This is a genomic window from Paenibacillus sp. OT2-17 (assembly GCF_009827695.1).
Classification (GTDB): domain Bacteria; phylum Bacillota; class Bacilli; order Paenibacillales; family Paenibacillaceae; genus Paenibacillus; species Paenibacillus polymyxa_B.
The window spans coordinates 1-1,642 of the sequence record NZ_WUDQ01000705.1; the positions used below are offsets into that span (position 1 = coordinate 1).

Sequence of the window (1,642 nt, forward strand, 5' to 3'; positions counted from 1 at the left end):
TAATTTGCGGCATGATTCCACTTCCTTGATCATGATTTCAATCGTCCGGCCAAAAAGGAGCTGTACTGGAATATGCGTCTAAGCGACTTTTGGCGGATTTCCGGCTCGTCAAATTTCATCGGTTTGGCATTGGCCTCAAAAAACCAGAGTGTTCCGAGCGTATCCACGCCCAAATCCATGGACATTTCGCCGTGAGAAAGACCGGATGCGCGTTCAATTTGACGTGCAATCTGTATGGCCGTACTTTTAACTTTGTTCAGTAGATCCGTGCTGTCCTCAGGCCCAAACAGCGAGGACAGTAGCTTGAAGGGGTCCTCTACACTCCCGCCACGCGGGACATGTGTGGTGATGCTCCCTTTACCCGCCAGTCTGGCACCGACCCCGGTTATACTCCAGGAGCCACGGATATTTTTTTGTACCAGGATACGCAGGTCGAAGGGTTTTTTCTGATAGGTTGCCAGATCGATACCCTGTTGAATGATATAAGGCGAGTTGCCTGCTTCCCGGCGGATACGTCCCCACAGCCGGGATAGCGATACAGATTTGTAGGTTACACTTTTTTTGTCATGCTGAATGGTCAGTCTGTAAGCCATGAGATGGTCTGGGTGGAATTTAAGAATCATAATCCCTTTTCCGGCCTTACCGTTTTCTGGCTTGAGATACAGGTATGGATACGCAGACAGCATTTTTCCTAATGAAGACAGGTTGCTTAACCGTTTGGTTGCCGGAACAAGCTGACGAGTGGTTTCCGAGGTACGCAACCACTTGAACAGTTCCCATTTGTTAAAAAAGCCTGGATTGTACAGTTCAATGCCTGAGGCATGTGAAATTTCATCCAACTTTGTGCGCACAGAGGTTTTAAGTTCATAATTACGGTTTGGGATGCGATTATAAATGACCTGTGGAGGTGGGAAATTCTGTTCCTCCCACGTCTGTAAGCTCTTGTTGAAGACATAGCCCTTAACCGTCTCATCTGCCAGTTTCAGGTCCCTGACGGTAACAATGTACACCTGATATCCCATCCGTGTTCCCGTTTCAAGAATATCCCTGAAATTGCGCTGATTGCCCTTGAAAAATTGCCCTTCGTCGTGCACTGTCAATACAGCAACGACTGGCTTATGCTCCGCCCGGGTATTCATAGTTCCTCTTTTCTGCGGAATTTACTGAGGTAAAGACAGTGGTCCAAAATATGCTCCACGGATGCTTTACCCTCCGCACGCAACGATGGATGCTGAAAAATGGATCGGCCTGGCTTGGAGTTGGCTTCAAACATCCATACCTTTTCATCCTGATCAATGCCCAGATCAAAGCCGATTTCACCCAGTAGATGCTGGTGGTGGTGTTCAATGGCTTCAGCGAGCGTAACTGCTACGTTCTTGGCACGTTGAAGCACTTCACCCGCCCGGTCTCCGAATACCCGGTTCAACGCCTGTTCAGGTGTCATAAGGGAGCCGCCATTTTTGATATGGGTTGTGACACTGCCACGTCCGGATTTTTTAGCTCCAATGCCGACAACGACCCACTGGTTATTTCCATTTTTATGCATGTGAAACCGGAAATCAATCGGGCAATTGTCAATCTCGATCATCTGGATGCCCTGTTGAATGACATAACCCTTTAGCATCTGTCACTGATTGGAGTG

1 protein-coding gene and 1 pseudogene are annotated in these 1,642 nt (G+C 48.2%); both read right to left on the reverse strand.

Annotated features, from left to right (window positions below; translation table 11 throughout):
* Window positions 1-29: 29 nt before the first annotated feature.
* On the reverse strand, window positions 30-1,139 hold the full coding sequence (locus GRP75_RS26300) for a YheC/YheD family endospore coat-associated protein (RefSeq protein ID WP_053325093.1): 1,110 nt from the start codon (window positions 1,137-1,139) through the stop codon (window positions 30-32).
* Window positions 1,136-1,627: pseudogene (locus GRP75_RS26305) on the reverse strand (YheC/YheD family protein); the annotation flags it as partial. The gene GRP75_RS26300 and the pseudogene GRP75_RS26305, both read right to left, overlap by 4 nt.
* Window positions 1,628-1,642 lie beyond the last annotated feature (15 nt).

Bases quoted from the DNA above. Each gene is read 5' to 3' on its own strand.
- GRP75_RS26300 (WP_053325093.1), bottom strand. From the start codon at position 1,139: ATGAATACCCGGGCGGAGCATAAGCCAGTCGTTGCTGTATTGACAGTG.